Below are 24,377 nucleotides of genomic sequence, written 5' to 3'. Positions count from 1 at the left end.
CGATCATTCGGTCTGCTCGACCGCTGCCGGCATTTTCGCCACCGACATCAGCGAGCGGGCGACCTGGTTGAGGAGCTGATCGGCGTTCTCCTCCTCGGCGAGCGATTTCGACAAGAGGCTGACGATGGCACTGTGCCGAAGCTGCTGGGCGAGGTTGCGCGCCGTGGTGTAGCCCGCGATCTCGTAATGCTCGACGCGCTGTGCCGCGCCGATCAGAGCGAGATCGGCCGCGGCGTCCTCCTTGTCCTCGCCCTCGGCCATGATCTCCTGGCCTTCCTCGACGAGGCCCATCATGCCCTTGCAGGGCTTGGCGCGGGCGGATTTGCCGAGCATCTCGAAGCATTCGTTGATGCGCTCGACCTGCGCTTCCGTCTCCGCCAGGTGCTGCTCGAACAGCTCGCGCAGTTGGTCGAAACGGGCGGCCTCGGCCATCTTGGGAAGAGCCTTGGTCAATTGCTTCTCGGCATGCAGGATGTCGCGCAGCTCGTTGATGAGCAGATCGCCGAGACCCGCTTCGTCCGCCGGCGGCGAACTCTCCGTGACGATGGCTGTGGCCGGCCCCGGTTCGCCTGCCTGGATCGCCGGCGACTCTGTGAAGACCCAGTCGCCGCCCTCGTTCCAGGGGCCACGCGTGTCGATCTCGCCATGGTCGCCGGTGCCGGTGGAATCGTTGAAGAACTGGTCGACCAGGCCGGGCGTCGGGGCGATGCGTCCGACGCTGAACGCCGGCTTGCTCATGCTCTCGAGCGCGAGAGCGAACGCCTTCATGTGCGTGATCTCGCGGGTCATCAGGAATTGCAGCGCGTCCTTGCTGCCGGCGTCGTCGCAGAAATTGATCAGCCGCTCATAGACGATCTTGGCCCGCGCCTCGGCGGCGATGTTGCTGCGCAGATCGACGTCGAGCTCGCCGGTGATCTTGAGGTAGTCGGCGGTCCAGGCATTTCCCTGGGAGTTGAAGAGATTGACCCCGCCGCCGCCGGCGATCGCGATGAGGGGATCGGCTTCGGCCGCCTGGCGGTCGAACTTCGACGGCTTGAGGTGCATCCGCGCCAGTGTCCCGACCACTTCCAGGTGGCTGAGCTCTTCGGTGCCGATGTCCATCAGGAGGTCCTTGCGATCGGGATCCTCGCAGTTCAACCCCTGTATCGAGTACTGCATCGCGGCCGCGAGTTCGCCATTAGCGCCGCCGAACTGCTCCAGCAGCATGTTGCCAAAGCGAGGATCCGGCTCATCGACGCGGACGGTGAACATCAGCTTCTTGACGTGGTGATACATGGCGGGACTCTCGGTTTGGAGGAATGAGGAGGAAGATGCGTGTCGAACAGGCCGCGCTAATGGTTTGTTCCTAACGAGATGATCTGCGCCAAGCATGGCCTGCGCAGATCATCTAATGTCGTCCGGCAGGACTGCGTGCGTGTCCGCTCAGCGTTGGTCCGGACGCTTGGCGGGCGGCCCGCTCTTATTGCCCGGTGCGCCCTGAATATTCGCCGGGTCCTGCGATTGCACGGCGGTGTTGCCGGAGGCGTTCGTCGAACTCGATCCGACGGTTTCACCGGGCTTGGCGGCCGGACCGTTCTTGTTGCCGGGCTGTCCGGCAATGCCGGCTCCCGAATTCTGCGCGCTCGGCGCGGACGAAACGTCAGGTTTGCTGGCCTGCGCCAAAGCTGCTCCAGGCAGCACGAGGGCAGCCAGGATAACGGCACCTGTGAACTTCATCTCGGTGTTCTCCGACTGATGCCCCATCTACTCGAACGCCGGCGACCTGCGTGCGTTCCTTGTTGTCGTCAACTCAAAGCTAGGCTCTCAGCGCATCATCGCGAACTATCCCGGCAGCGGCGCTTCCACGACGTCCAGCAGCGCTCCGAGACCTTGCCGCAGGCGGCGCGTGGCGATCGTCTCGGTGGCGAGACCGAACACCACGAGGGAGTGTCCGGTCATCGCATAAGCGTGCCCGAAGTCGAACGCGGGCATCTGCCCCTCCGGTTGATTGGTGTCGATCAAGCCGAGCCAGCTGCGTCCCTCGGCGACGGCGGGCAAGGTGAAATTCACGACGTCATAATGGGCGTTGTAGATCAGCAGCATGGTTGCGTCCGAGCCGCGGCGCTTGATCCCGGTCTCCTGGGCGCGGCCGTCGAGCAGCAAACCGAAACATTTGGCGTTGCCGTCCTGCCACTGCTCCGTCGTCATCTCCTCTCCGGACGGCGCGAGCCACGTCACGTCCTTCACGTCCAGCTCTTCGTTGTGGGAGCCGACCAGGAAGCGGCTGCGATAGAGGATCGGAAACGCCTTGCGCGTGGCGATCAGCTTGCGCGCAAACTCGCGAAGGCTCCGGCCGTTCGCGGTGATGCGGAGCCAGTCCAGCCATGTGGTCTCGTTGTCCTGGGCGTACGCGTTGTTGTTGCCGTACTGGGTGTGTCCGAATTCGTCGCCGGCAAGCAGCATGGGCGTGCCGTGAGACAACAGCATGGTGGCCAGCAGATTGCGCTTCTGGCGCTCGCGCAACGCCGTGATTTCCGGATCGTCCGTCGGTCCCTCGGCGCCGCAGTTCCAGGAGTGATTGTTGCTGTGGCCGTCGCGATTGTCCTCGCCATTGGCTTCGTTGTGCTTGTCGTTGTACGAGACCAGATCATTGAGATTGAAACCGTCATGGGCGGTGACGAAGTTGACGCTGGCCCATGGCCGGCGTCCGCGCTTGTTGAAGAGATCGCCGGATCCAGAGACGCGCTTGGCAAAGTCCGCGATCGATCCCTCGTCGCCCTTCCAGAAGGCGCGCACGGTGTCCCTGAACTTGTCGTTCCACTCCGCCCATCCCGGCGGAAACTGGCCGACCTGATAGCCGCCCGGGCCGATGTCCCAGGGCTCGGCGATCAGCTTGACGCTGGAGAGCACGGGGTCCTGGCGGCAGGCATCGAGGAAGCCGCCGCCTTCGTCGAAACCGTAGGGCTCCCGTGCCAGGATGGTGGCGAGATCGAAACGGAAGCCGTCGACCCGCATCTCGGTCGCCCAGTAGCGCAGGGAATCCGCGACGAGTTGGAGCACGCGCGGATGAGACAGGTTCACCGTGTTCCCGGTGCCGGTGTCGTTGATGTAATAGCGTTGCTGGTCCGGCAGCAGGCGGTAATAGCTCGCATTGTCGATGCCCTTGAACGACAGGGTAGGGCCGAGCTCGTTTCCTTCCGCGGTGTGATTGTAGACGACGTCGAGGATCACCTCGATGCCATGGGCGTGAAACTGGTTGACCATGGCTTTGAATTCGTTCGCGAACGGCGTCTTGAGGTAACGCGGCTCCGGCGCGAAGAAGGCGAGCGAGTTGTAGCCCCAGTAATTGCGCAAGCCTTTCTCGACCAGATAGCTGTCGTCGACGAAGGCATGGATCGGCAGCAGCTCCGCACTGGTGATGCCGAGCGATCGCAAATAGGCCGGGACCTCCGAATGCGCGAGGCCCGAGAACGTGCCGCGGTCTGCGTCAGGCACCAGCGGATGCTGCTGGGTAAAGCCCTTGACGTGCATCTCGTAGACGATCGTCCGCTCCCACGCCACTTCCGGCTTGCGCGCGGCGCCCCAGGTGAAGGCCGGGTCGATGACGCGGCACTTCTGCATCAAGGGCGCGCTGTCGCGTTCGTCGTAGGAGAGATCCTTGTCGGAGTGGTTGAGCCGGTAACCAAACAGCTCCGGTCCCCACCGCAACCGGCCGACCAGCTGCTTGGCGTAGGGATCGAGCACGAGCTTGTTGGGATTGAAGCGGTGTCCCGCGTCGGGTTCGTAGGGGCCGTGGACGCGATAGCCGTAGACGGTGCCGGGGCGGGCCGAGGGCAAATAGCCGTGCCAGACTTCGTCGGTATATTCGGGAAGCTCGATCCGCTCCAGTTCGGTTTCGCCGCTGTCGTCGAACAGGCAGAGTTCGACCTTGGTCGCGTGGGCCGAGAACAGCGCGAAATTGACGCCGAGCCCGTCCCAGGTGGCGCCGAGCGGAAATGGCTTGCCTTCGGCGACCCGCGAGCGGCGCAGGCGCGAGGCAGCCCGCGTCAGGGCGTCGTCGAAATGGATTGGTTGATCCATCATTGTCCCCGAACAGCCCTTCAAGAAACTGGTGCAGCCGCTGTCACTTCGGCGGTCGCCTGCTCGCCGACGGCGGCCGAAGCGATCACGGGGGCAGGAGGCACATCGTCCGGCTTGGGCAGCGTGGTTGCCCTTTGCAGCGCCGCCTCCTTGCTGATGGCCGCAATCGAGTTGCCGATCCGCTCGACGATACTGGTCAGCTCCGCGTCGGACAGTCCGAGACGCTTTCTGACGAGGCGCACCTGAGTACGGTCGGCCAAGTCGAGTTTGTTGCGGATCGGCGGTGGCTTCGAGCGGCGCATGGCAAACAACTCCTGTGAAGAATTGCAACCGTCCCTCAGGCGATTCCGTTCCCTGCCTGCAACAGGGATCTTCACCAACCACCTTCGAAATGCCAAATGCTTCGCCATTGGAGCGCAAATCCGGAATCCCGCGCCGCACCTTGGCCCAAAAGTGCACACAACGCGCATGCGCATCGGGTGTGACGCCGGTCTGAGGAACGAATGCCTTCATCTCAGCTTCTCTCGTCCTGAAGCGTGCTTGGGCGGGCCGTCGGATCGAGCCTAGCGAAGCATGTCGAAACTTCCAGCCATTCAGGCAAAGGCGACTAGGTTTTGGGTCACAGATTGGGAACGGCTGGGCAAGCTCGACAACACGGTGATCGACGCGTCGATCACGGGGTCTGCTTCAATCTTTGGGCGCCGACGGCGCAATCGGTCGAATTGCTCGAGGCCGGCCGGCCGCCACAGCGGATGATCGGCGACGATGATGGCTGGTACCAATGGTTGAGCCCGACCGCGCATGTCGGCACGCGCTATCAGTTCAGGATCAACGAAGATCTGGTCGTCCCCGATCCCGCCTCGTTCTTCCAGCCGGACGACGTCGGCGCGCCGAGCGAGGTGATCGACACCGCGGCGTTCCGGGACCCGGTGCTCTATCCCGGCCGTCCCTGGGCGGAGGCCGTGATCTACGAGCTGCATGTCGGCACCTTCAGCGAGGAAGGCACCTATGCCGGCCTCGAGAAGAAGCTGCCTTATCTCCGCGATCTCGGCATCACCGCGATCGAGCTGATGCCGCTCAACGACGTCCCCGGCCGGCACAATTGGGGCTATGACGGCGTCTTGCTGAACGCGCCAAATGCTCGCTACGGCAGGCCGGAGGATCTCAAGCGGCTGTTACGGGCCGCCCATGCGCTCGACATCATGGTTTATCTCGACGTCGTCTATAACCATTTCGGGCCGCAGCTGAACTACCTGCATCTCTACGCGGAAAGTTTCTTCACCACGCGCCACAGCACCGGCTGGGGGCCTGCCGTCAATCTCGAGGGACAAGACGGCGCGTTCGTACGCGAGTTCCTGATCGAGAACTCGTTGATGTGGCTGCGCGACTACGGGTTCGACGGCTTGCGGTTCGACGCGGTCCATGCCCTGAAGGACGATTCCGAACGCCATTTCCTGATCGAGCTTGCCGAGACCGTGCGCAGTCAGTTGGCGGGCCGGCGCGTGCATCTGATGCTGGAGAACGAGGCCAATCAGGCCCACCTGCTCGAACGTGCGCAAGGAGAAGCCAAACTCTATGACGCGCAATGGGGCGATGATTTTCACAACGCGCTCCACGTCCTGCTGACGGGCGAAGACGAAGGCTATTATCGCGCCTTCGCGGACCGGCCGCTTGAACACCTCGCGCGATCGCTCACCGAGGGCTTCGCCTATCAAGGCGAAGTCTTTCCCCTGCACGACGCACCGCGCGGCGAGCCGAGCGCGCATCTGCCGCCTGAGGCCACCATCTTCTTCGCCCAGAACCACGACCAGATCGGCAATCGCGCCCTCGGCGAGCGGCTTTCCAGGCTGGTCAGTCCGGAGAAACTTGACCAGGCCCTGGCGCTGGTTCTCTTGAATCCGCACATTCCGATGCTGTTCATGGGTGAGGAAGCCGGGGCCGACACGCCGTTCCTGTTCTTCGCAGACTGGTCGGGCCAAGCTGCCGAACTGACCCGGGAAGGGCGACGCAGGGAGTTCGCGCACTTCAAGGCGTTCTCGACGCCCGACATGCGCGCCAGGATTCCGGACCCGTGCGACGAAAAAACCTTCGTGGCATCGAAGCTCGACTGGACCGCCATCGAGCGCTCTCCCGCCAGCGTCAGGTTTCGCGGCCTGACAGCCCAATTGCTGCAGATACGCCGCGAGAAGATCGTACCGCTGATCAAACTGGGTTTCGTTTCGGCTCAATACAGATTGCTGGGCGAGGACCCTCGGACGGGCGGCCTGGATGCCCGTTGGCGGACGGAGAAAGGCGACATGTTACAGATCGTCGCCAATTTCGCCGACCGCGAGCTGCCCCTGCCGGCGCTGGTTGCCGGCGAGTGCCTATGGCGATTGCGCCCGGCCGAGACGCAAGCCCTGTTGCCGGGCGAGATCATCGTGCGGCTCGGTCAGGAGACGTGATGGGACGGCGAGGAACGCTTCTGACGGCTTTCCGTTAGCGGAGCAAATCCCTGGAGCCGCTTCATGACCGAATATCCCAAGCCGCCTTATCCTGCGCAGCAGCAATCGACGCCCGGTTCGACGCGCGCGATGAATCCCCGACCGGATCACGGCGAGGAGAGTTACCGGGGCGCCGGGCGCCTGGCCGGAAAGAAGGCGATCATCACGGGAGGCGATAGTGGCATTGGCCGCGCGGTCGCGATCGCCTATGCCCGGGAAGGCGCCGATATCGTCATATCCTATTTGAGCGAGGACGAGGATGCCGCCGAGGTCAAGGCGCTGGTGGAGCGCGAGGGACGCAAGATCGTCCTGATCCCCGGCGACGTCCGCAATCCCAATCATTGCCGCGCAATCATCGCCCGCACAGTCGAAGAGTTCGGCGCAATAGACGTCCTCGTCAACAACGCGGCCCATCAGGACACGTTCAAGGAGATCGCCGATATCAGCGACCAGGAATGGCAGCTGACGTTCGAGACCAACATCCACGCCATGTTCTATCTCACCAAGGCTGCGGTCCCCCACATGCGCCCGGGAGCGGCAATCATCAACACCGCGTCGGTGAACTCCGACATGCCGAATCCGACCCTGCTGGCTTATGCCACGACCAAGGGCGCCATCCAGAACTTTACTGGAGGACTCGCCCAGATGCTGGCGACGAAGGGCATTCGCGTCAACGCGGTCGCCCCGGGTCCGATCTGGACGCCGCTCATTCCGTCGACCATGCCGGAGGACAAGGTCAAGAACTTTGGCAAGCAGGTGCCGATGCAGCGGGCCGGCCAGCCGGCCGAGCTTGCGACAGCCTATGTCATGCTTGCCGATCCGCTCTCAAGCTACACATCGGGAGCGACCCTGGCTGTCACCGGTGGGAAACCGTTCATCTGACCGAAGAGCCATGAGAGCGCGCAATGAGGACGTGGCGGCCGCGAGCCGGGTCGCCACGTCCTTGATTAGCACGTTCTAGGACGGCGCCGTATCGATCACGCGGCGGTGGACGCCTTTGCGTTGACGCCCTTGCGAAGCGCCACCGTGTTCAGCTTGGTATTGGCAGCCTTCTCTTCGTTCAAATTGGTCGTGAGGAAGCGCACGATGTCGTCGTGCCCGAGTTCCTCCGCCCAGGCGATGAGCGTACCGTAGCGGCACATTTCATAATGCTCGACCGCCTGTGCGTTGGCCACGATCGCGGCGTCGAGCACGGCCTTGTCTTCGATCTCGCCGGCGGTCTCGTCGGCCTCCTTGATGATGCCGTCGATGGCAGGACATTGTGTTCCGCTGGGCTCCTTGCCGAGCTTGGCGAACACCTTGCCTAGCCTGTCGACCTGCTTGTTGGTCTCCTCCAGATGGGCCTTCAGCCCGGCGACGAGATCCCTGTTGGTGGCCTTGTCGATCATCTTCGGCAGCGCCTTCAGGATCTGTTGTTCCGCGTAATAGATATCCTGCAGCCCGTGCAGCAGCAGGTCTTCCATCGATTTGATGTCCTTGGTGAAGAAACCCATAAACGACGTCTCCTTTCACAATGATGGAACTGGAACGCTACAAAGCCACGACTGTTCCACTCCCATAACCAGATCAGGAGAGCCGAATGAGCGATGGAGCGGATCATCTTGCGGGCCTGCTCGGACGAGCGGCGATGGACGTGTGGGGCGACATGCCTCGCGATATCCAGGAAGCGCTGTTCGAGACCGCTATGAAGGGACGGCCCGCGGAGCGGGAAGAACTCGCGCGGCTGCTGCACGAGCGGCATCCCCGTACGCTTCATCCGGCTCGACCGGGCTGACGCCGCGGCGGGAACGATCGCGCGAGAAGCCGATTGGTCAATTGGGCGGCGAGCGGATTCGGAGGAGCCTGCGAGCTGTAGCGCCCGCCTTGGATCAAATTGTGAGTCGACTGGCGTGACTGAGCTGATTATCGGAAAATGGTACGACCCGATCTCGCAGCGATGGATCGTGCCTCGCGAAGCGCCTCCGGTGGAAGCCTCTTCGCAGCGCGGCGCGGACGCGGAGAAGGGGCTCGACACCCGCAAGACGGGTGAGGTACAGCGGATCTGGGACCTGTTGGTCGATTGCTGCGCAGGTGGTTGATGCCACGCCGATGGGTCACTTTTGCCTCAACGCGAAAGCATGCCGGATCTGTTCACTCGTGAACAGAAGTGTCGCGACATGCCGGCTGCGAACGTCGCGCGCTCTATCATTTGATGCTCTATCATTTGATAAAGACACCTCCGCGCTTATCCCTATCGTCGTCCCTCCACGAACCACGTTCGTGGAGTGCCACGACAGGGAGAGTCGATCGTGCTCAGGCGGCGTCGCGTTCAGCAAACCACGAGTCTTCAGGAGCGACTTGCAGAGTTCACCAGGGCAATCCGCCAAAAGGCGGAATCTTTGCCGGAAGGCAAGGAGAGGGATGAACTCTTGAAACGGCTGAGAAGCGCCGACACAGCGTCAAGCCTCGACCGTCAATTTGCCGGCAGGGATTGAGCTGGCGGGGCCGATATGGGATGAGCCTTCAGCCTGTCCGGCGTCAGACGCGGTACCAACTCGCCAGATTCCAAGTCGTGACATCCCACCCGGACATATCCACCATCAAATTGCTAACGCCGGCATTGACGATGTTGCGCGACAGCAGCGGCAGGAACACGTTGGCTTCGCAGAAGGTCTCGTCGACCTTGATCAGCAGCGCGGCGCGCTTGACCGGGTCGAGTTCGTTCTGGGCGGCCTTGTAGGCCTTGTCGGCCTCCGGATCGGACCAGCGCGAGACGTTGCGGCCCAGCCATTTGTTGTCCTTGTTCGAGATCTCCCAGGAGACGCACTGGTTCAGGAATCGCTCCGGGTCGGGCTGTGGCTGCGTGGTGTTGTACATCTCCATGTCGGCATAGAACTTCGAGTAGGTGTCGGGGTTGCCGACGTCCGACGAGAAGAACACCGAGGGGGTGACCGACTTGAGCTCGATCTCGATCCCGGCCTTCTGGCAGGCCTGCTTGATGATGGCCTGGGTCTTCTGGCGCGGGGCGTTGGTCGAGGTCTGGAAGACGTATTTGAGCTTCTTGCCGTCCTTCTCGCGGATGCCGTCCGTGCCCTTCACCCACCCGGCCTCATCGAGAACCTTGTTGGCCTTGTCGACGTCGAATTCGTATTTCAGCTTGGTCGACTTGAACTGTTTGGGTGCGTTGACGAAGCTCGCCGTGGCGACGCCGCCGCGCCCGTAAATGAACTTTTGGATCGACTCACGGTCGATCAGCAGGTTGATCGCGCGGCGAACGGCGGGATCGGACAGCGTCGGGTGCTTGGTCTTGGGGCTGGAGCGCTCGCCGTCCACCTCGGTCCACGGATCCGTCGTGTTGAGGATGATGAACTCGACGTTGCCGGAGGGCGTCACGTCGAGCTTGCCCTTGCCGCTGGCCTCCATGCGTTTGAGGACCTCCTCCTCCACCTGCATGTTCCAAGCATAGTCGTATTCGCCAGTCTGGAGCACGGCGCGCGCCGCGGACACCGCATCGCCGCCGCCTTTGATTTCGAGCGTATCGAAATGCGGCTGGTTCTTGACGTGATAGTCGGGATTGCGTTCGGCCCGGATCAGGTCACCGGGCTTGAACTCAACGAATTTGTAGGGTCCGGTGCCGACTGGCTGCAGATTACCGGGCGCTTCGCGCGACTTCGCGCCGACATAGTCGCCGAAATGATGTTTCGGCAGGATCGGGCCGACCGAGCCGACGAAGGGGTCGGCCCAGAATGGGGTCGGGGCCTTGAAGATTACTCTGACGGTGTGGTCGTCGATCTTCTCGACCGTGATGTCCTTGTAGGAACCCGTGGTGTACGCCGCTGTGGCGAGATCCGAGGCGTATTGCCAAGTGAAAACGACGTCGTCGGCGGTGAAGGGCTTGCCGTCGTGCCATCTCACACCCTGCTTCAGTTTCCAGGTCACGCTGAGGCCGTCCGGCGAAAGGCCGCCGTTCTGCTTGGACGGTGCCTCGGCCGCGAGGCAGGGGACGAGGTTCCCGTCCCTGTCCCAGCCGGCGAGCGGCTCGAAGAAGACGCGCGAGGCGATCTGGTCCTTGGTGCCTAGCGCGAAATGCGGATTGAGCAGCGTCGGGGCCTGCCAGAGCAGGATCTTGAGCGGGCCGCCGCCGCCGGCCTTGGTCGGCTTGTATTGTAGGGTGGCGTCCGCCATTGCCACGCCGTTCCAGACCAGGATTTGGCTCGCGACCGGCGCTGCGATCCCCATCGCAGCCATCGTCTGCATGAACGAGCGTCGCGACAGTGTGCCTTGCTTCACTTCCGCGATGGACTTGCGGATTTCGTTTTCGTTCATCGGATGATCCCCACTTCAAAACAAGTCGTCGCCGGCCAACACCCATCATGTTTCATCAAGGGCGAGGCGGCAATGCCGGCAGGGTCAGAAAACCCTGCGGCGAAATAACGAACGTTCCAGGAGCGGTTTGAGCCCGGATGGCGCGGAGCGCAACCGCATAAGTCCTGGCGCGCAGGCAGCGCCCCCGGATTGCGCGTCGCTCCATCGGGCTACGGGCAACGATGCGTGTCGTTTTGCCGTGATGCGCCTCACGCTTGCGCAGGTGCATTCGTTTCTCCCCTGAGGTCGAACGGAGAAGCGTCGTCCGCGTTAGCCGGCCAATATGGATTTCCATTTCATTGATTTCGCCCCGCAGAGAAGCGAATACGGTTCCAGTCATTGCCGCCGAGTATGGAGACCAAGATGTCGTTTCCTTCTACCCTGATCCTCGCGACCGTGCTCGCCGCCTGGTCGGCCGCCGCTTCAGGCGAGACCATCAAGATCGGCGTGACGCCGGGGCCGCACGCCCAGATCTTCGAGGCCGTGAAGCCGATCGCCGCCAAGCAGGGCCTCGACATCCAGCTCATCGAATTCTCCGATTACGTCGTGCCGAACGCCGCGCTCGATGCCGGCGAGATCCAGGCGAATTCGTTCCAGAACCAGCCTTATCTGGACAACCAGAAGGCCGACCGTGGCTACAAGATCGAGGCGGTCGGGCTGACCGTGAATTTCCCGATCGGCGTCTATTCCAAGAAGCACAAGGCCTTCGCCGACATCCCCGAGGGCGGCAAGGTCTCGATTCCGAACGATCCAACCAATGGCGGTCGCGTGTTGCTGCTGCTGCGCGACAAGGGCGTGATCAAGCTGAAGGACGGCACGGGCTTCAAGCCGACGGTGCTTGATATCACCGAGAATCCCAAGAAGCTGAAGTTCATCGAGGTCGACGCGGCACAGGCGCCGCGCGCACTCGACGATGTCGATGCGGCCGCGATCAACACCAATTATGCAACCCAGGCGGGCCTCGATCCGGTCAAGGATCCGATCCTGCGCGAGGACCCGAAGGGCCCCTACGTCAACCTGATCGCCGTCCGCACGGCCGACAAGGACAAGCCCTGGGTCAAGATCCTTGTGGACAGCTACCACGCCGCGGAGGTCAAGGATTTCGTCCTGACCAAGTTCAAGGGCGCGGTGCTGCCGAGCTGGTAGGCAGTCTGCCCCGCCAGAGCCCAGCCAAAGTCCAGCTCCGGGGCGATCCCGGCGAGCAGCCTTGCGCAATGGCCGCTTGTCTGGAGCTGCGCCAATCGACATCATCGGGGCCCATCCTCGCCCGACAGGGGTCGTATGAAACGCTTAGCAAACCTGAAACGCCTGGGGTTTTTCACGCGGCTTCTCGACGAGGCGCCGCCCGCCGATCGATATCGCTTCGCGGCCGAGCAGATCGTGCGCGCCGAGAAGGCGGGCCTCGACTCCGCGTGGATCGCGCAGCATCATTTCCACGAGCGTGAAGGCGGCCTGCCGTCGCCCTTCACCTTCCTCGGTTACGTCGCAGCCCAAACCTCGCGCATCAGGCTCGGCACCGGCATCGTCACCTTGCCGCTGGAGAACGCGGTGCGGGTGGCGGAGGACGCTGCGGTGCTCGATCTGCTCTGCAACGGCCGCTTCGAGCTCGGTGTCGGCACCGGCGGCAATCCCTCGGCCTTTGCCGCCTTCGGCCTCGACAGCGCCCAGCGCAACGAGATCTTTGCGCGCAATCTGGCCGTCGTCCGCACGGCGCTGGTCGGCAAGCCGCTTGACGGCGGCGATACGCTCTATCCGCAGCGCCCCCAATTGGACAACCGGATCTGGCAGGCGACGTTCTCTGTCGCGGGCGGCGCGCGTGCCGGCAAGGCGGGCGATGGCCTGTTGCTGTCGCGCACCCAGCCTCGGACCAAGGAAGCCCCGAAGGCAACGCTGGCCGAGATTCAGAATCCGGTCATCGATGCCTATCTCGAAGCGCTGCCGCCGGGACGCGAGCCCCGCATCATGGCCTCGCGCACCGTCTTCGTCGCCGACGACAGGGCTGAAGCGATGCGCCTCGCCGATATCGGGCTGCGGCGCGCGCTGCCGCAATTCCTCAAGGGCGGCCATGCCAAGCCGGGGGAGACGCTCGAGGCGATGATTGCGGCGTTCGATACCCATGTCGGCGCGGCCGATGACGTCATCGCTTCACTGCGCAGCGACGCCACGCTGGAGCGGGTGACGGATCTCGTTTTCCAGGCGCATTCGGTCGATGCCCCGCATCCCCATATCCTGCGTTCGATCGAGCTGGTCGCGGAGAAGGTGGCGCCGGCGCTGGGCTGGACGCGGACGGCGCCCGATGTGGCGCTGGCGGGCTAATCGGAACGAACGGAATCGCGTTGCACGAGGCTGCAAGAGGCTAAATGATGGATACGAAGGATATCATCGACACGCTGGCCGGGATCGAACCGGGCTCATCCTTGGACGCCATTCGCGGGCGCCGCCTGCAGGCGCGCGACAACGCGCAGAAGAGCTATCTCTCGCTGTTCGAGCCGATCGACGCCGGTGATTTCGCGCTGGCGGAGCGCGCGGCCGTCGCGCTCTTCGTGATCGGTCTTCACCGCGAGCCCACAATGGCGGGCTTCTATCGGGCGAAGCTCGCGGCGACCGCCGACGGCGCGCGCCTGGTCGAAGCGGTCGATGCCGAGATCGCGCGCGGCGAGACCTCAGGCCCCTACGGTGCCTTTCCAGCCGGCCCCCTGTCGGTCGAGAACAAGGCCGGCCTGATCTATCGCGTCAGCGCGGAGCGCAAGCCCGATCTCGGGGACCGGCTCGTGGCGGCGCTCGAGCATGCGCATCTGCTTGTCTTCCGCCCGCGCGATGCGGCAGCGGCCGACATGAAGGCGCTGCTGGCCGCAGGCTGGTCGAACACCGGCATCGTCACGTTCTCTCAGCTCGTCGCGTTCCTGTCGTTCCAGGTGCGCACCGTCACCGGACTGCGCGTGCTCGGAGCCTCGCTCGGGCGCACCGCGAACGCCGCGGCCGGCACGTAAGGAGGGCTGCATCATGAGCGCTGCAAGCAATGTCAATCCGCCCGTCGTCTTCACCCAGGACGAACTGGGCTGGGTGTCCTGGATCGATCCGCTGCCCGAAGCCGAGCTGACCGAGCGGCATTTCGCCGGCCTCGTCGATCGTTCCCGTTCCAAGTCCGAATATTTCCGCCTGCTGGTGCGCGACCCCGAGGTGCTGGAAGCCCGCACCAAGACCGACAAGGACATCTTCTACAACGTCGCCGACGGCCTGCCGCGCGCCGAGCGCGAACTCGCGGCGGCTGCGACCTCACGCTACAACGGCTGTATTTACTGCGCCTCCGTACACGCGCGTTTCGCCAGCACCTATTCCAAGCGCCGCGACGACGTGCAGCGCCTGCTCGATGAAGGCGTTGGCGCCGATCTCGGCGAGCGCTGGAATGCGGTCGTCAAGGCCTCGGTGGCACTCGCCGCGACGCCGATCGCGTTCGGCCCTGACAATATTGATGAGCTGCGCCGTGCCGGTCTCGACGACGCCGAGATCGTCGACGTCATCAACGGCGCGTCGTTCTTCAACTGGGCGAACCGGCTGATGCTGTCGCTCGGCGAGCCCTCGAAATAGGCAATCTCACCGGCATGGAAATTGCTGGTTTTTTCAACATTAAGTGGATGGAGCCGTGCATGAGCAACATCGATCGTCGCACCCTGGTCAAGGCCTCGCTTTCCGCCATGATGGCGGGAGCAGCCTTCTCGCGCGCTGCGTTTGCGCAATCATCAGAGCCGATCCTGCTTGGCGTCAGCGGTCCGCTGACCGGGCCGAACGCGCAATATGGCACGCAGTGGAAGCAGGGCTTTGATCTCGCGCTCGACGAGATCCAGGCCGCGGGCGGCATCAACGGCCGCAAGCTCGCCTACCAATTCGAAGACAGCCAGAGCGACCCGCGCCAGTCGGTGGCGATCGCACAGAAATTCGTCTCCGATCCCCGGATCGTCATGGAGCTCGGCGACTTCTCGAGTCCCGCCTCGATGGCGGCCTCGCCGATCTATCAGCGCGGCGGGCTGGTGCAGTTCGGCTTCACCAATTCGCATCCCGACTTCACCAAGGGCGGCGACTTCATGTGGAGCACCTCGGTCAGCCAGGCGGACGAGCAGCCGCTGCTGGCGGCCTATGCCGTGAAGCGTCTCGGCCTGAAGAAGCTCGCGGTGCTGCACCTCAACACCGATTGGGGCCGCACCAGCCGCGATCATTTCGTCAAGGCCGCGAAGGAGTACGGCGCCGAGGTCGCGGTGACCGAGGGCTACATCGCCGAGGAGCGTGATTTCCGCTCTACCCTGGTGCGCGTGCGTGACGCCAGTCCGGACGGGCTGATCCTGATCTCATACTATTCCGACGGTGCGCTGATCGCGCGCCAGGCGCGCCAGGTCGGCTTGAAACAGACGATCTGCGCCGCAAGCTCGGTCTACTCGCCAAAATTCCTGGAACTGGGCGGCGAAGCGGTCGAGGACGTGCATCTCGGCACGCGCTACTTCCCCGAAGACCCGCGCCCCGAGGTGCAGAAATTCATCGCCGGCTTCAAGAAGAAATACAACGGGCAGGAGCCCGACGCGTTCAACGCCTATTCCTATGACGCGATGAACATGGCAGCGGCCGTCGTGAGAATCGGCGGCACCGACCGGCGCGCCATTCGCGACGCCTTCGCGAAAGTGAAGGACGTCTCGAGCGTGATCTTCGGGCAGGCGACGTTCGACGTCGAGAGCCGCCGCGTCAAGGGCGCCATGAACGCCGAACTCGTGGTGCGCAAGGGCCAGTTCGCGCTGTGGGACGGCAAACCGACCTGAAGGGATCTCCTGCGTGTCTTCCTGGCTCGACTACACGATCAACGGGCTGATCGTCGGTAACGTCTACGCCTTGGTTGCGGTCGGGCTCGCGCTGATCTTCGGCGTCAGCCGACTGATCAACTTTGCCCAAGGCTCGATCTACCTCGTCGGCGCCTATATCGGCTGGGTCGCGGTGGTGCAGCTGCATACGCCGCTGCCGGTCACCATCATCGTCGTCGCCGTGGCCTCGGCGCTGGTCGGCTTGATCATCGAGCGGTTCGGCCTGCGCCCGCTGCAGAACTCGGTGCGCATCGCGCCGCTGCTGGCGACGATCGGGATCAGCTTCGTGCTCGATCAGCTCGTGATGCTGACCGTCTCGCCCAATCCGCGCGCGCTGCCGAGCCAGTTGCCGGATATCCGTTTCCAGATCGGCGGCGGCACGATCGGTCCGCTCGATCTGCTCATCGCCGGTGTCGGTCTCGCCAGCGCGCTGCTGCTGTTCGTGTTTCTGCGCTACAGCAAGCTGGGCTGGGCGGTGCGTGCCACCGCGCAGGACCGCGACGCCGCGATGCAGATGGGCGTCGACGTCAACCGCGTCAATCAGGCCGTGTTCGGCATTGCGGCTGCGCTCGGCGGCGTCTCCGGCCTGCTGGTCGGCATGTACTACAACCAGATCGACACCGCGATGAGCCTGCAGGCGACGCTCAAGGGCGTCGTTGCCGAAGTCGTGGGCGGCGCCGGCAATGTGCCCGGCGCGGTGATCGGCAGCCTGCTGCTCGGACTGGTCGAGAGCTACGGCGTCGCCGTGTTCGGCACCAGCTATCGTAATCTGTTCGCGTTCCTGCTGCTGGTCGTGGTGCTCGTGCTGCGCCCGAACGGCCTGTTCGCGAGCGCACGGCAGGCGCCGCCCGAGCCGCTCACCGGCACATTCATTGCGCCGAGCCGCCCTGTTCGCATCCCGCGCTGGGCACTGCTTGTCGCTGCGGGCCTCTTCGCGGTCTTGCCGTTTTTCCCGGTGTCCTTCTACGTGCTCCAGACCCTGATCAACGCCTGGCTGCTCGGCATGCTCGCGCTGAGCCTCACGCTGGTTGCAGGTACAATCGGCCAGGTCTCGCTCGGACACGCAGCGCTGCTCGCGATCGGCGCCTACACCTCCGCGCTGCTGTCGCTGACCTTCTCCGCCCCGGTTGGCTTGGCCATCATCGGCGGCGGCCTGATGAGCGCCGCGCTCGGCACGGCGCTGATCTCACCGTCGTTCCGGCTACGCGGGCACTACGTGTCGATCGCAACGCTGGCGATCGGCGAGATCGTCTCGCTGGTGATCCTGAATTGGGAGAGCGTCACGCGAGGGCCGATCGGCATCTCCGGCATCCCGCCGCTATCGCTGTTTGGCTATGAATTGATCAGCCCGATCTCGATCTACTGGTTCAGCTTCATCGTGATGGTCGTGCTGGCGCTGCTGCAGGGACGCCTGCTCGGCTCGCATCTCGGCCGCAGCTTTCGCGCCATCCGCGACGACGATGTCGCCGCGCGCGCCTATGGACTTAGCTTGAACCGCTACAAATCGCTGGCTTTCATCTTCGGCGGCTTTGCGGCTGGCGTCAGCGGCGGCATCGCCGCGCATCTCTATTCCTACATCAACCATGAGACCTTCAACACGCAGCAATCCATTTTGGCGCTGACGGTCGTGATCCTCGGCGGGCTCGGCAATGTCGTCGGCGCGATTCTTGGGGCAGTCGCGCTGGTCGGCCTGCCGGAAGTCTTCCGGATCGCGGCGGAGTATCGCATCCTGATCTACGGCATCGTGCTGCTGCTGCTCGTGCGGTTCAGGCCGCAGGGCCTGTTGGGGACGATCTGATGGCGGAGCAGCATACGACCATGCTGTCCCTGCGCGGGCTGACGCGGCGCTTCGGCGGCCTCACCGCCGTCGATGCCATCGATCTCGATCTCGCCAGGGGCGAGCTGATCAGCATCATCGGCCCGAACGGGGCCGGCAAGACGACGCTGTTCAATCTCGTGACCGGGCTTGATCGGCCGGACGCCGGGATAGTTCGCTTCGAAGGTCAGGACATCACGGGTTTCTCGCCGGAGCGGCTCGCCGCCGCAGGCATCGCGCGCACGTTCCAGCTTGGCCGCGTGTTCGGCAACCTCAGCGTCATGGACAACGTCCTGATCGGTGCCCACACCCGGCTGCGTGCGGTCAAGCCGGCCGTGCCGCTGATCGGCCCGCTGCTGGAATTGGGGTTGGCGCTGCTGCGCCCGGCCAGCGTCAAGGCCGAGGAGGAGCGGCTGCGCGAGGAGGTGAAGGTCATTCTCGCGCGCTTCGGCGAGCGGCTGCTGCCGCGCATTGACCAGCCGGCCTACAGCCTCTCTTACGCCAACCGCCGCCGCGTCGAGATCGCGCGTGCGCTCGCGCTGAAGCCTCGTCTGCTGCTGCTCGACGAGCCGACCGCCGGCATGAACCCGACCGAAACCGCGGAGATGCAGGGGCTCGTCGCCGAGCTGAAAGCCGAAGGGCTGACGATCCTGCTGATCGAGCATAAGCTCGAAATGGTGATGCGTCTCTCCGACCGCGTCATCGTCATGGACGAAGGCAAGAAGATCGCCGAAGGCCCGGGCGAAGCGGTGCGCAAGGATCCCAAGGTGATCGAGGCCTATCTCGGCCACGGCCTGACGAAGGAGCAGGAGAGCGCGGCATGACGAATCTGGCTTCCGATGCGCTGCTCGCGCTAACCAACGTCAATAGCTTCTACGGCCAGGCCCAGGTGCATTTCGACCTGTCGATCAGTGTTCCCCGCGGCCACATCGTCTGCCTGCTCGGCGGCAACGCCAGCGGCAAATCGACGACGATGAAGATCATTTTGGGCCTGGTCAAGCCGCGCTCGGGCGAGGTGACGTTCGACGGTGCCTCGCTGATTGGGCTGACCACGCCGCAGATCGTCCGCCGCGGCATCGCCTCGGTGCCGGAAGCGCGGCGGCTGTTCGCGGACATGAGCGTGCGCGAAAACATCCTGATGGGCGCCTTCGTGCGCAACGACCGCGAGGCGATCGCGCAGGATCTCGACAAGATGCTGACGTTGTTCCCGAAGCTCGGCCAGCGGCTGTCGCAGCGCGCCGGCTCGCTCTCCGGCGGCGAGCAGCAGATGGTCGCGATGGCGCGCGCGCTGATGAGCCGTCCCAGGATGATCGTGATGGACGAGCCGACGATGGGCCTGTCGCCGCTTTATGTCGATCGCGTGCTGGAGCTGATCCGCACCATCAACCAGGAGGGCGTGTCGGTCTTCATGGTCGAGCAGAACGCCAGCCTCGCGCTCGAGATCGCGCACGAGGCCTATGTGCTCCAGACCGGCAAGATCGTTCTCTCCGGCCCCGCCCGTGCGCTGAAGGACGATCCCCGCATCCGCGATGCCTATCTCGGCGGCTCGGAGGCCGCGTAGTTGCAATGGAGCCCTCCGGTGCTTCCACGTCGTCATGGCGGGGCTTGACCCGGCCATCCACGTCTTGACCCTCGAACCGAAGAGCGTGGATGCCCGGGCATGACGACCTGCAAATTCGCATATGCCGTCATCAGGCCGTAGCCGGGACTGGTCAGTATGACCATCTTATGAAAAGATCATACCTCCTGCGATGGGCGTGCAGCGGACGGAATGATTAGCGTGACGAGATGGTCTTTGCGGGCGGTCGAGCCCGGAATGGTGCTGCTGTTCGGTGGGCTGATCGCGGCCAACATCGCGGCGTGGGCTTGGGCCTTCGCGGTGTTCGGTGACCGGCCGACGGTGATGGCGACCGCGCTGCTCGCCTGGGTGTTCGGCCTGCGCCACGCCGTCGACGCCGACCACATCGCCGCCATCGATAATGTCGTGCGCAAGCAGATGCAGGCAGGCGGCGCGCCGCGCAGCGTCGGTCTCTATTTCGCGCTCGGCCATTCCACCATCGTCGTGGTCGCGACCATGCTGCTCGCGCTCGGGATCGTGAGCCTTGGTGGCGCAAGTATTGGTGGCGAGAGCCTGCTCAAGGAGATCGGCGGCTTCATCGGCACGTCGATCTCGGCGCTGGTCCTGCTGGTGATCGCGGCCATTAATCTCGTCATCTTCGCCGGCCTGTGGCGGACGTTTCGCGCGGCACGGGAGCGGGGGCTTCACGACGCGAAGAGCCTCGATGCCCTGCTTGCTAATCGCAGCCTGCTGGCGCGGCTGCTCGGCCCGATGTTCCGCCTGGTGACAAGACCCTGGCACATGTATCCGCTCGGCTTCCTGTTCGGTCTCGGCTTCGACACCGCAACCGAAATCAGCCTGCTCAGCATCTCCGCCGGCGAAGCCGCGCGCGGCACTTCGTTTGCCGACGTCCTGGTCTTCCCCGCGCTGTTCGCGTCCGGCATGGCTCTGGTCGACACTGCCGACTCCGCGCTGATGGTGAGCGCCTATCGCTGGGCCTTCGTCGATCCGCTGCGAAAGCTCTGGTACAATCTCACGATGACAGGGGCTTCAGTGGCCGTGGCGCTGTTGATCGGCGGCATCGAGGCGCTCGGGCTGATCGCGGATCGCCTTGGTCTCTCCGGCGGCGTGTGGGCGCTGGTCGACGCACTCAATGATTCGCTCGCCAATGTCGGCTTCGCCGTGATCGCGCTGTTCGCGATCGCATGGCTCGTCTCGGTCGTGCTCTATCGGCGCATGTTTGCGCTCGGCCACGGAGCCGCGCCAAAAGGGCTCGAATGCGCCGATGCCACCGAGGCGGTCTGAGCCCGGCCGACGCCGCGGCGCGCTGACGGCACTCTCGGCCATGGTGCTGCTCGCAGATGGCGGCGACGCGTTCGCGCAGAACGCGGGCACTTCGCGCGAGCTGCCGCCCGTCCAGGTCAGTGGCGGCGAGACGAAACCTCACAAGAAACCGGCCGTAGCGCGACGCGCCAGCAAACCGGTCCAGTCCAACGGCCGCATCGTTGTTGATCCGACAGCAACGCGAGCGTCCGATGCGCGCAGCGTCGCCTCCGGCACAAAAGGTCCGCCCGGCATGGCGAGCGAGATCACCGTCTCCGGCGACGACATCAACGCGCGCCCTTTCACACGGCCGGGCGAGGCGCTCGAAGCCGTGCCGGGGCTGATCGTGACCCAGCATTCCGGCGAAGGCAAAGCGAACCAGTATTTTCTGCGCGGCTACAATCTTGACCACGGCACCGATCTCGCCATCACCGTCGACGGCGTGCCGGTCAACATGCGCACCCATGCGCATGGCCAGGGCTATGCGGACCTGAACTGGCTGATCCCAGAAACCATTGCCGCGATGGACGTGCGCAAGGGGCCGTATTTCGCCGACGAGGGCGATTTCGCCTCGGTCGGCAGCGTTCACATCGGCCTGATCGACCGCACCAAGAGTCTCGCGCAGGTGACCGCGGGCAGCTTTGGTCATCGCCGCCTGCTCGGCGTCGACTCGGCGAAGGTCGGGGACGGCTCGCTACTCGTGGCCGGCGAGATTGGCACCTATAATGGCCCGTGGGATAATCCGGACAATGTCCGCAAGCTCAACGGGCTCGTGCGCTACAGCCAGGGCACCGCGACGGATGGCGTGTCCGTCACCGGCATGGCCTACGTGAACAAATGGAATTCGACCGACCAGGTGCCGCAGCGTGCGATCGCGAGCGGCCTGCTCGACCGCTTCGGCTCGGAAGATCCAAGCGACGGCGGCAACACCAACCGCTTCGCGCTCTCGGCCCGCGTGGCGCAGAGTGACGATATCGGATCGTGGAAAGCCAACGCTTATGTCGTGAAGAGCCAGCTCGACCTCTTCAACAACTTCACCTATTTCCTTGGCGATGCCGTGCTCGGCGACCAGTTCCACCAGCACGACGACCGCCTGATGGCCGGTGCCAACATCTCGCGCACGCTGAACGGCTCGCTTGCGGGGCTGCCGATGCAGACCACGATTGGCCTGCAATCGCGACATGATTCGATCGATCTTGCGCTCACCAACACGTTCCAGCGCAGTTTCCTCTCGAGCGTCCGCAGCGACAAGGTCGGGGAGGGCAGTATTGGCGTCTTCGCCGAAAACACCGTGCGCTGGACCGACTGGCTGAGGACCAGTGTGGGCTTGCGCGGCGACTATTATGCCGCCGATGTCACATCCCTGTTCAACCAAAACAATTCCGGCCGCGCCGATGCCGCGCTCGGCAGCCCGAAATTCAGGATGGTGCTTGGTCCGTTCAACCAGACCGAATTCTTCCTCGGCGCCGGCTTCGGTATGCACTCGAACGACGCCCGCGGCGCGACCACGACCGAGGACCCCGGTGATTCCGCCACGAGACTCAGGCCGTCGCCGCTGCTGGTGCGCACCAGAGGCGCGGAGGTCGGCGTTCGCAGCAGGATCGTACCCGGCCTCGACGCCTCGCTCAGCCTCTTTATCCTGGACCAGGATTCCGAGATCCTGTTTTCCGGCGATGCCGGCGACACGGCGGCGACCCGCGCCAGCCGTCGCTACGGCTTTGAGTGGACCAACCATTACCGCCCGAGATCGTGGATCGATATCGACGCCGATCTTGCGATGACGCACGCGCGCTTCCGCGGCACTGACAGCAATCAGGCAGGGCTCTACGCCTCGCTCGCCGGCTATCCCGAGGCGCAGATCGGCAACGCGCCCGGCAACTACATTCCGAATGCGCCGGCGATGGTGGCATCAGCCGGCATGACGCTCGGCGAGAAGACCGGATGGTTCGGCGGCTTGCGCTGGCGCTATCTGGCGTCGAGCCCGCTGACGGAAGACAATGCGTTCCGCTCGTCTGCGACCAGCATCTTCAACGGCCGCCTCGGTTATCGCACCGACAATGGCTGGCGCCTGCAGCTCGACGTGCTCAATCTCTTCAACACGCAGGCGAACCAGATCGCCTACGCCTATGGTTCGCTGCTCAAGACCGACACGCTGTATCATCTCTGCACGTCCGGCACCGCGCCGACGGCGGTCTGCCAGAACGGCGTGATGGACACCGTGCTGCATCCGGTCGAACCGCTTACGGTTCGTGTGACGGTGGCGGGGACGTTCTGAGGCTTCCGCATCGTCATGCCCGGGCTTGTCCCGGCCATCCACGCCTTGCCACGCGCGATGGAGAACGTGGATGCCTGGGACAAGCCCGGGCATGACGGCATGTTTCGTGGCGGCAATGAAGTTCAAGCCGAAGCCGCGCTCTGAACCTGCTCCGCCGGCAGATCGTCGGCATTGGGATCGCCGGGCGCGGTGGCCCAGGCCAGCTCCACCAGCGTCACGAACCTGCGGCCGGCGCCATCAAGCTGACAGACGATCAGGCCCTGTTCTTCCATGTAGCCGAGCAGGCGCTGCGCCCGGCGCAGCGAGTGCGAGCCGTAGGCGCGGGCGATGGCGGCGTCGCCGGGACACGGCCAGCCTTCTTTCGCCGCGCGCGCGATCATCATGAACACGCCCTGCATGTCGTCGGGCAGGATCGACGCGCGCAGCGACACGTCCTGCCAGGCGTCGTCCTCGGCATGCTCGGCGCCGAGCCCGGCGCGTGCGCGTGTCAGCATGCGGCGGAATTCGTTGAGGTCGGGCACGGCCGAGCCGAGCCCCTCGATGCGGCAGCGAACCAGGAACTCCTGGTAGAGCACGCCGACCGCGCGGAAACCGGCATCGGGCGCGGCGAGCACGGCACGAAGGGTTCGATCCACGCGCTCGCGCCGCTCTGCGAGCTCCTCGGCACTGACCGGGACCTCGATCAGTTCGGGGCCGATCTCCGGTGCCGCGGCCTTCGCAGCGCGGAGCTGCTCGAGCAGATCAGGCGCGGGCCGGCGCTGCGGCCGGCTGGCATCTGGCGGCGGCGCGGCCAGGATCACGGCGCGCATATCCTCGAGTGTGGCTTCAGGCATCGGCAGCAGTCGCGGCGTGGAATTGCGCGGCTGGGTTTCGGTCGCGCCGATATTCAAACGCAGGGGGCGTCGCGACAACGCGGGGCCGAGCGCCATGAATTGTCCGCGTTCGAGATCGCGAAAGGATTCGGCCTGCCGCCGCTCCATGCCGAGCAGGTCGGCTGCGCGCGCCATGTCGATGTCGAGGAAGGTCCGGCCCATCAGGAAGTTGGACGCTTCCGCCGCGACGTTCTTGGCAAGCTTGGCCAGCCGCTGGGTCGCGATGATCCCGGCAAGCCCGCGCTTGCGGCCGCGGCACATCAGATTGGTCATCGCGCCGAGCGAAAGTTTTCGCGCTTCGTCCGAGACTTCGCCCGCGACCGCAGGCGCAAACAGCTGCGCCTCGTCGACGACCACCAACATCGGGTACCAATGGTCCCGGTCCACGTCAAAGAGCCCACCGAGGAAGGCCGCGGCGCGGCGCATCTGGTTTTCTGCGTCGAGGCCTTCGAGATTGAGCACGGTGGAGACGCGGTGCAGCCGCGCGCGCTCGCCGGCGACCTGAAGGCCGCGCTCGGTGTGATCTTCTGCCTCGATCACGAGATGGCCGAAATGCTCCGCCAGCGTGACGAAATCGCCTTCGGGATCGATGATGGCCTGTTGCACCCAGGGCGCGCTCTGTTCCAGCAGCCGCCGCAGCAGATGTGATTTGCCAGACCCGGAATTGCCCTGCACCAGGAGGCGGGTCGCCAGCAGTTCCTCGAGGTCCATGGCCGCCACGGCGCCCGCAATGGTCTGCCCCATCTCGATCGCAACCGTCATGCCCGACTCAAGTCCCCATCATTCGCGGACAGGGGCTTATC

Annotated in this window: 21 protein-coding genes; 14 read left to right on the top strand and 7 right to left on the bottom strand. The window is 64.4% G+C overall.

Annotated features, from left to right (window positions below):
- Positions 1-3: 3 nt before the first annotated feature.
- The 4 genes from IVA88_RS25325 to IVA88_RS25310 form a co-directional block, all read right to left on the bottom strand.
- Entirely contained in the window at positions 4-1,275 is a 1,272-nt protein-coding gene (locus IVA88_RS25325; RefSeq protein WP_247499876.1) for a DUF892 family protein, read from the bottom strand.
- A gap of 147 nt (positions 1,276-1,422) precedes the next feature.
- Positions 1,423-1,716: a hypothetical protein gene (locus tag IVA88_RS25320; RefSeq protein WP_247499875.1), complete on the bottom strand. Its 294-nt coding sequence runs from the start codon at positions 1,714-1,716 to the stop codon at positions 1,423-1,425.
- A gap of 105 nt (positions 1,717-1,821) precedes the next feature.
- Positions 1,822-4,059, bottom strand: coding sequence for a glycogen debranching protein GlgX (gene glgX / locus IVA88_RS25315; RefSeq protein WP_247499874.1), 2,238 nt, complete (start codon positions 4,057-4,059; stop codon positions 1,822-1,824).
- 20 nt (positions 4,060-4,079) lie between these two features.
- The gene (locus IVA88_RS25310; protein ID WP_247499873.1) at positions 4,080-4,361 is read right to left on the bottom strand and encodes a DUF3606 domain-containing protein; all 282 of its coding nucleotides are present in this window, start codon (positions 4,359-4,361) and stop codon (positions 4,080-4,082) included.
- Between the two features lie 312 nt (positions 4,362-4,673).
- Here IVA88_RS25310 and treZ point away from each other — a divergent pair, with 312 nt between their 5' ends.
- Together treZ and IVA88_RS25300 are read left to right on the top strand one after the other, a co-directional pair.
- The gene (treZ, locus tag IVA88_RS25305) at positions 4,674-6,503 is read left to right on the top strand and encodes a malto-oligosyltrehalose trehalohydrolase (RefSeq protein ID WP_346657630.1); all 1,830 of its coding nucleotides are present in this window, start codon (positions 4,674-4,676) and stop codon (positions 6,501-6,503) included.
- Positions 6,504-6,566: 63 nt separating this feature from the next.
- Positions 6,567-7,424, top strand: a complete 858-nt coding sequence (locus IVA88_RS25300) for an SDR family oxidoreductase (protein WP_247499869.1) — start codon at positions 6,567-6,569, stop codon at positions 7,422-7,424.
- A gap of 95 nt (positions 7,425-7,519) precedes the next feature.
- On the opposite strand, the gene IVA88_RS25295 is transcribed toward IVA88_RS25300, so the two are convergent.
- A complete protein-coding gene (locus IVA88_RS25295) occupies positions 7,520-8,035 on the bottom strand; it encodes a ferritin-like domain-containing protein (protein ID WP_247499868.1) in 516 nt (171 codons plus the stop codon).
- A gap of 86 nt (positions 8,036-8,121) precedes the next feature.
- Here IVA88_RS25295 and IVA88_RS25290 point away from each other — a divergent pair, with 86 nt between their 5' ends.
- Together IVA88_RS25290 and IVA88_RS25285 are read left to right on the top strand one after the other, a co-directional pair.
- Positions 8,122-8,316, top strand: a complete 195-nt coding sequence (locus IVA88_RS25290) for a hypothetical protein (RefSeq protein WP_007614011.1) — start codon at positions 8,122-8,124, stop codon at positions 8,314-8,316.
- A 115-nt stretch (positions 8,317-8,431) separates the two neighbouring features.
- Positions 8,432-8,620: a hypothetical protein gene (locus IVA88_RS25285; protein WP_247499867.1), complete on the top strand. Its 189-nt coding sequence runs from the start codon at positions 8,432-8,434 to the stop codon at positions 8,618-8,620.
- A 439-nt stretch (positions 8,621-9,059) separates the two neighbouring features.
- Here the strand turns inward: IVA88_RS25285 and IVA88_RS25275 are convergent, their stop codons facing one another.
- Complete coding sequence (locus tag IVA88_RS25275; protein WP_247499865.1) at positions 9,060-10,847, bottom strand: peptide ABC transporter substrate-binding protein; 1,788 nt, start codon at positions 10,845-10,847, stop codon at positions 9,060-9,062.
- A 390-nt stretch (positions 10,848-11,237) separates the two neighbouring features.
- Between IVA88_RS25275 and IVA88_RS25270 the strand changes: the two genes are divergently transcribed.
- The 10 genes from IVA88_RS25270 (at position 11,238) to IVA88_RS25225 (ending at position 22,702) form a co-directional block, all read left to right on the top strand.
- The gene (locus tag IVA88_RS25270; RefSeq protein ID WP_247499864.1) at positions 11,238-12,032 is read left to right on the top strand and encodes a MetQ/NlpA family ABC transporter substrate-binding protein; all 795 of its coding nucleotides are present in this window, start codon (positions 11,238-11,240) and stop codon (positions 12,030-12,032) included.
- A 135-nt stretch (positions 12,033-12,167) separates the two neighbouring features.
- Positions 12,168-13,202: a putative FMN-dependent luciferase-like monooxygenase gene (locus IVA88_RS25265; RefSeq protein WP_247499863.1), complete on the top strand. Its 1,035-nt coding sequence runs from the start codon at positions 12,168-12,170 to the stop codon at positions 13,200-13,202.
- 47 nt (positions 13,203-13,249) lie between these two features.
- Positions 13,250-13,876, top strand: coding sequence for a CMD domain protein (locus IVA88_RS25260; protein WP_247500411.1), 627 nt, complete (start codon positions 13,250-13,252; stop codon positions 13,874-13,876).
- 13 nt (positions 13,877-13,889) lie between these two features.
- Positions 13,890-14,474 (top strand): alkylhydroperoxidase domain protein, encoded by a 585-nt coding sequence (locus tag IVA88_RS25255; RefSeq protein WP_247499862.1) that lies wholly within the window; start codon positions 13,890-13,892, stop codon positions 14,472-14,474.
- Between the two features lie 59 nt (positions 14,475-14,533).
- Positions 14,534-15,691 carry an ABC transporter substrate-binding protein gene (locus IVA88_RS25250; protein WP_247499861.1) on the top strand — a complete coding sequence of 386 codons (1,158 nt, stop codon included), beginning with the start codon at positions 14,534-14,536 and terminating at the stop codon, positions 15,689-15,691.
- Between the two features lie 13 nt (positions 15,692-15,704).
- A complete protein-coding gene (locus tag IVA88_RS25245; protein WP_247499860.1) occupies positions 15,705-17,528 on the top strand; it encodes an ABC transporter permease in 1,824 nt (607 codons plus the stop codon).
- On the top strand, positions 17,528-18,370 hold the full coding sequence (locus IVA88_RS25240) for an ABC transporter ATP-binding protein (RefSeq protein WP_247499859.1): 843 nt from the start codon (positions 17,528-17,530) through the stop codon (positions 18,368-18,370). The genes IVA88_RS25245 and IVA88_RS25240 overlap by 1 nt, the downstream gene beginning before the upstream one ends.
- A complete protein-coding gene (locus tag IVA88_RS25235) occupies positions 18,367-19,107 on the top strand; it encodes an ABC transporter ATP-binding protein (RefSeq protein ID WP_247499858.1) in 741 nt (246 codons plus the stop codon). Before IVA88_RS25240 ends, IVA88_RS25235 begins: the two co-directional genes overlap by 4 nt.
- A gap of 255 nt (positions 19,108-19,362) precedes the next feature.
- Positions 19,363-20,409: a HoxN/HupN/NixA family nickel/cobalt transporter gene (locus tag IVA88_RS25230; protein ID WP_247500410.1), complete on the top strand. Its 1,047-nt coding sequence runs from the start codon at positions 19,363-19,365 to the stop codon at positions 20,407-20,409.
- Entirely contained in the window at positions 20,390-22,702 is a 2,313-nt protein-coding gene (locus tag IVA88_RS25225; protein ID WP_247499856.1) for a TonB-dependent receptor, read from the top strand. The genes IVA88_RS25230 and IVA88_RS25225 overlap by 20 nt, the downstream gene beginning before the upstream one ends.
- 122 nt (positions 22,703-22,824) lie before the next feature.
- On the opposite strand, the gene IVA88_RS25220 is transcribed toward IVA88_RS25225, so the two are convergent.
- On the bottom strand, positions 22,825-24,336 hold the full coding sequence (locus tag IVA88_RS25220) for an ATP-binding protein (RefSeq protein WP_247499854.1): 1,512 nt from the start codon (positions 24,334-24,336) through the stop codon (positions 22,825-22,827).
- Positions 24,337-24,377: the final 41 nt, after the last annotated feature.

The sequence above is a fragment of the Bradyrhizobium sp. 149 genome, assembly GCF_023073915.1.
Taxonomy (GTDB): domain Bacteria; phylum Pseudomonadota; class Alphaproteobacteria; order Rhizobiales; family Xanthobacteraceae; genus Bradyrhizobium.
The sequence above is the reverse complement of the archived record's forward strand: the minus strand, read 5'-3'. Positions and strand labels throughout refer to the sequence as shown.